This is a genomic window from Mycobacterium sp. TH-M82, from assembly GCF_057473605.1.
On the sequence record NZ_JBYCKY010000026.1, the window covers coordinates 1 to 4,192 of the forward strand.

Genomic DNA, 4,192 nt, shown 5'->3' on the forward strand with positions numbered 1-4,192 from the left:
GCGACTGCGGACCCGAACCGGCATAGATCAGACCGGAGTTGACCTCCGGGGGCAGCGCCCCGAAATCCAGTCCACCGGCCATCACCTCACCCCCCGGCCACGAAAGCGTTGGCGGCTTCGGTGAGTGCATACGATCCAGCGCTTTCGCGCAAGGTTGTGACAAACAGATCCAGAATCGTGTCGGCCTGCGAGCTGATCAGCTGATACATATGGCCGTAGGAGGCGAACTGGGCCGCGGTCAGCACCGACACCTGGTCGGCGCCGGCCGGCAGCACTGCAGTAATCGGAGCCGCCGTGGCTGAGTTCTGCTCAGCCACCGCCGAGCCGACACCAGCCAAGTGACCGGCGGACACCGCCAGCATCTCCGGTTGCGTGGTGACAAAAGACATGACAACCTCCAACCTCGTTGGTCTTTATGACAATGAATGTCATTACCATACATCTTGACATGAGCGCCCCCGCTCCGGCTCCGACCGGTCTGGGCGGGCTGAGCGCGCTGATCGCGGCACACGCCCGCGGGACGGCGGCCAACGCCCGCCCAGGATCGCTGGGCGCTCCGGCCGGAGCACACGCAAGCGTCCTTGTCCCTGTCCCTCCCCTCCCGCACGCCGGCCGGCGGGTAGCGGCCAGCCAGCTCAGCACGCGATCGGATAGACCGGAGGACGTCGGTGCAGCGAATCACCCAGGACGCATCTGGAAGTTGAGACGCAACTTATTGCCCAACGACAGTGGGGGTGAGTCGTTTTCGCGGGAAACGGTGACCTGGTCGCCAACCCGCCGGCGCAGTTCGTGCTGGAGCTTCTGGTAGAGCGTCGAGCTGGCCGCCGGGCATCCGTCACAGGAGCCGGACGTCCGGACAGTCACGCTGTTTCCGTTGACCGAGACCAATTCGATTGATCCGCCGTGCGATTTTGCCGCTGCACCGATCTGCCCGTCGAGGAGCTCCCGAGCGGCCTCGGCCAAGCCCGCGTTGCGGTCGGTTGGTACGTCAACCCGCCAGCCCGCCGGGTCCTGCAGAGCCTGTTCGAGCGCGTCTTGTATCTCCTCACCGATCTCGTGCCAACTATTTGCAGGGCTGAGCGTGATCAACACGTCTGCGCCGCGTACCACGATCTCATTGATCACCGCGCGGTCCAGCCACCCGCCAAGGCGTCCCGGAGCTTGGCGTACGGTCCCGCCCGGCGGGCGATTGCCCAGCCGAACCACCCAGCGCAATCGCTGCGGGTTTGCGGTTGCGATGGCATGGATCGCCGTCATGCGCCCACCGCCAGTGCAATCGCCCTGGCGGCGAAGGCCACCAGCCACGCGAGAGCGAACATGTAGCTGAACGCCAGGGCGGGCCATCGCCACGAGTTGGTTTCCCGGCGCATCACGGCGACCGTCGACATGCATTGCAACGCGTACATGAAATAGGCCAGCAACGCGATGATCGTCGGTGCGGTAAATACCTTGTGCCGGTAGCCGACGGTCATGGTTGCCAGCGCCGCACCCGGGTTGTCGGGGTTCGTCGCCGCCGACACCTGGCCGAGTGTGGAGACGAACACCTCGCGTGCCGACAGTGCCGCAACCAGGGCAACGTCGATATGCCAGTCGAAGCCGAGCGGTGTGAAGACCGGTTCGATCGCTTTGCCGACGTCCGCGGCATAGCTGTGGTCCATCACGTACACCCTGGCCTCGGCCGGAGACAAGTTTGCGGTCTCCGCGCCGCGCGTCGGTAGATTCAGCAGCGCCCACAGCAACACTGAAGCGGCCAGGATGACGGTTGCGGCTTTACGCAAGAACATCTTCGCCGCACTCCACATCGCGATCAGCACCGCATGGGCAGAGGGGAACCGGTAGGGTGGAAGCTCCATGGTGAACGGCAACAGGTCGCTGCGCAGGATCGTCGATTTGAATACCCACGCGGAGGCCAGCGAAGAGGTACCGCCACCGAGATAGAGCAGAAACATCGTTACGCCTTGCCCGTTCAGGCCCCACCAACGTATTTGCGGCGCTATCAGCAGACCGACCAGCAGGATACACACCGGCAGCCGGGCCGAACAGGTCATCAGTGGCGCACTGATGGTGGCGATCCGGTCGCGCGCTGACGCCAAGGTTCTCGCGGCCATCATGCCCGGGATCGCACAGGCGAACGATGACAGCATTGCGACGAAGGCGCGTCCTTCCAGGCCGGTCTTGGCCATCACCCGATCCATCAAGAACGCTGCCCGTGACATGTAGCCCACGTTCTCCAGCAACGCGATCAGTAAGAACAGCAACACAATCTGCGGAATGAACTGCGCGACGGTGCCGACGCCTGCGATGACTCCCCGGCCGAGCAAACCACTGATAGCAGAGTTTCCGCTGCGGTCGGTCACCTGCCCGGCCAGCCAGCACAGTCCCTGGCTGATCCAATCCCGCAGCCGCGCACCGACGCTGAATGTGGCTTGGAAGAAGGTAAACATCACGGCGAAAAATATGATGGTGCCCCACATGGGGTGCAAAACCACTCGGTCGATCGTACTGGTACGTCGGTCGCGTTGTGGGGCAACGTAGTCGGCGGCATCAAGCACCGACTGGCCCCAGGCGTCTACAGCGGCGTGGTCGGACGGAGGCAGCAGCGGCGGCCGCTGCCACCGATCAGAGGGCCCCAGCTGATCGCGGACCGCGTCGACGCCGGCACCGCGGTGCGCGACCACCAGGTTGACCGGGATACCCAGGGCCGTCGCCAATGCGTCGACATCGATCCGACCGCCCCGGAGCGTCGGTTCCTCACCCATGGTGAGCACCAACAGGCACGGCAGATCGAGCCGGAGTACCGCCCCCAACAGCATGATCGAGCGACGCAACGTGGTGACGTCAGCGACCAGTAGGATCGCGTCAGATCTTGCCATGCCGTCGAATTCGCCGGTCACACGACTTGCTCGTCTGGGCTGATCGGGTCAAGGCTATTAGGTGCCGGGAAGGTCTTCCACGGAGATTGCCGCACCGCCGGCCTTGGCGGTGCCGACACTGCGCCCGACGGTGACGCCCGGATAGTTACCGGTCTTTACACGCAAGCCGGTCAGATGGTTGAAAATGCTGGTTTTGCCGGCGTTGGGGCTGCCCACCAGCGCCACCCGCGGGATGTCGGCGACGCTGACCGCACCGCTGTCTTCCGCATGGCAGGACGTCACTGCTCTGCTTCCACGACGACCTCGATCAGCTGCGCCTCTTGTCGGCGAAGACAAAGGTCGGTGTCGAGAACCCGGTAGATGGTTGGATCACCCAGTGGTGCCCGGCGGATCACCTCGACGCCGGCGGCTGGGCGGAAACCCAGCTGTCTGAGCCGACTCGCCAGCACCGGGTGCGCGCGGCATCGGCCCGACAATAATTACCCGCCAGCTGGGGGCCACCCCGGCTAGCACGGTCATCGAATCGCATTGACGGTGGTGGTTGGTTTGGTGACCAGCACCGCCGCCCTGGCTGGGGTGGCGGTGCTGGTCGGGTTGGGCTGGAGTGCAACTCGTACACGCCGTGGGCGTGCGGTGCACGCGATTAGGCGGATTCGGAGTTGATGTCGCGTGCGACGAATTCCTCGAGGTCGAACACGTTGTCCCCGGCGCGTTCGGCCACGTTGAGCAGCGTGGTCATCACCGCCTCTTCTTCGACCTGCTCTGCCAGGAACCACCACATGAACTGCTCGCCGAGGTAGTCGCCTTCGGCGCGGGCTGTGGCGGCCAGTGTGTTGCCTTGCTTGGTGACCGTGCGCTCCAGGTCGAGTGCTAGGGCGATGGCGTCGCGGGGGGTGTCGAATTGGTTGCGGACCTCGTCGGTTCCCGGGATCTCGACGGCGAAGTCGCGGTCGATGAAGTACTGGACGATCTTCATCGCGTGCTTGCGTTCCTCGTCGGCATGGCGGTAGAAGTATTTCGCCAGCTGCGGCAGGTCGTCGTTGTCGAGACATACGGCGATCGCAACGTATTGCTGTGTCGCGGTGAATTCGCTGCGTATTTGCTCTTGGAGCAGTGCGTGGAATTTGGTTTCAGGGGTGTGGTGTTTGTTCATGGTGAGTACGTTACCGCTGTTCAAGGCGGTGTGCAACGAAGGTGATGCTCATTTAGGCAAGCTGTTCCTAACTAAACTGAGCCTCCGTGGATAAATGCGTTGTTGATGTTTTCTCGGCAAACAGAGCGCAGCTTTCCCTAAGTAAAGAAAGGCTAGCCTCGACTTT

At 63.5% G+C, this 4,192-nt stretch carries 5 protein-coding genes and 1 pseudogene; all 6 read right to left on the minus strand.

The annotated features are described in order from the left end of the window. Nucleotides 1-86: 86 nt before the first annotated feature. Nucleotides 87-389, minus strand: a complete 303-nt coding sequence (locus tag AC2VON_RS00895) for a PE family protein (RefSeq protein ID WP_486951257.1) — start codon at nt 387-389, stop codon at nt 87-89. A 289-nt stretch (nt 390-678) separates the two neighbouring features. After that, the gene (locus AC2VON_RS00900; RefSeq protein WP_486951258.1) at nt 679-1,257 is read right to left on the minus strand and encodes a NifU family protein; all 579 of its coding nucleotides are present in this window, start codon (nt 1,255-1,257) and stop codon (nt 679-681) included. After that, on the minus strand, nt 1,254-2,474 hold the full coding sequence (locus tag AC2VON_RS00905; protein ID WP_486951261.1) for a nucleoside recognition domain-containing protein: 1,221 nt from the start codon (nt 2,472-2,474) through the stop codon (nt 1,254-1,256). The genes AC2VON_RS00900 and AC2VON_RS00905 overlap by 4 nt, the downstream gene beginning before the upstream one ends. A 171-nt stretch (nt 2,475-2,645) precedes the next feature. Next, nucleotides 2,646-3,155, minus strand: a pseudogene (locus tag AC2VON_RS00910) (FeoB small GTPase domain-containing protein); the annotation flags it as partial. Next, a complete protein-coding gene (locus AC2VON_RS00915; RefSeq protein WP_486951259.1) occupies nt 3,152-3,322 on the minus strand; it encodes a FeoA family protein in 171 nt (56 codons plus the stop codon). The pseudogene AC2VON_RS00910 and the gene AC2VON_RS00915, both read right to left, overlap by 4 nt. Nucleotides 3,323-3,516: 194 nt before the next feature. Then, a complete protein-coding gene (locus AC2VON_RS00920; RefSeq protein ID WP_486951260.1) occupies nt 3,517-4,026 on the minus strand; it encodes a ferritin in 510 nt (169 codons plus the stop codon). Nucleotides 4,027-4,192 lie beyond the last annotated feature (166 nt).

What these genes read in the sequence shown, in the direction of transcription:
- AC2VON_RS00895 (WP_486951257.1), bottom strand. Translation starts at nt 389, where the DNA reads ATGTCTTTTGTCACCACGCAACCGGAGATGCTGGCGGTGTCCGCCGGT.
- AC2VON_RS00900 (WP_486951258.1), bottom strand. Translation starts at nt 1,257, where the DNA reads ATGACGGCGATCCATGCCATCGCAACCGCAAACCCGCAGCGATTGCGC.
- AC2VON_RS00905 (WP_486951261.1), bottom strand. Translation starts at nt 2,474, where the DNA reads ATGTGGGGCACCATCATATTTTTCGCCGTGATGTTTACCTTCTTCCAA.
- AC2VON_RS00920 (WP_486951260.1), bottom strand. Translation starts at nt 4,026, where the DNA reads ATGAACAAACACCACACCCCTGAAACCAAATTCCACGCACTGCTCCAA.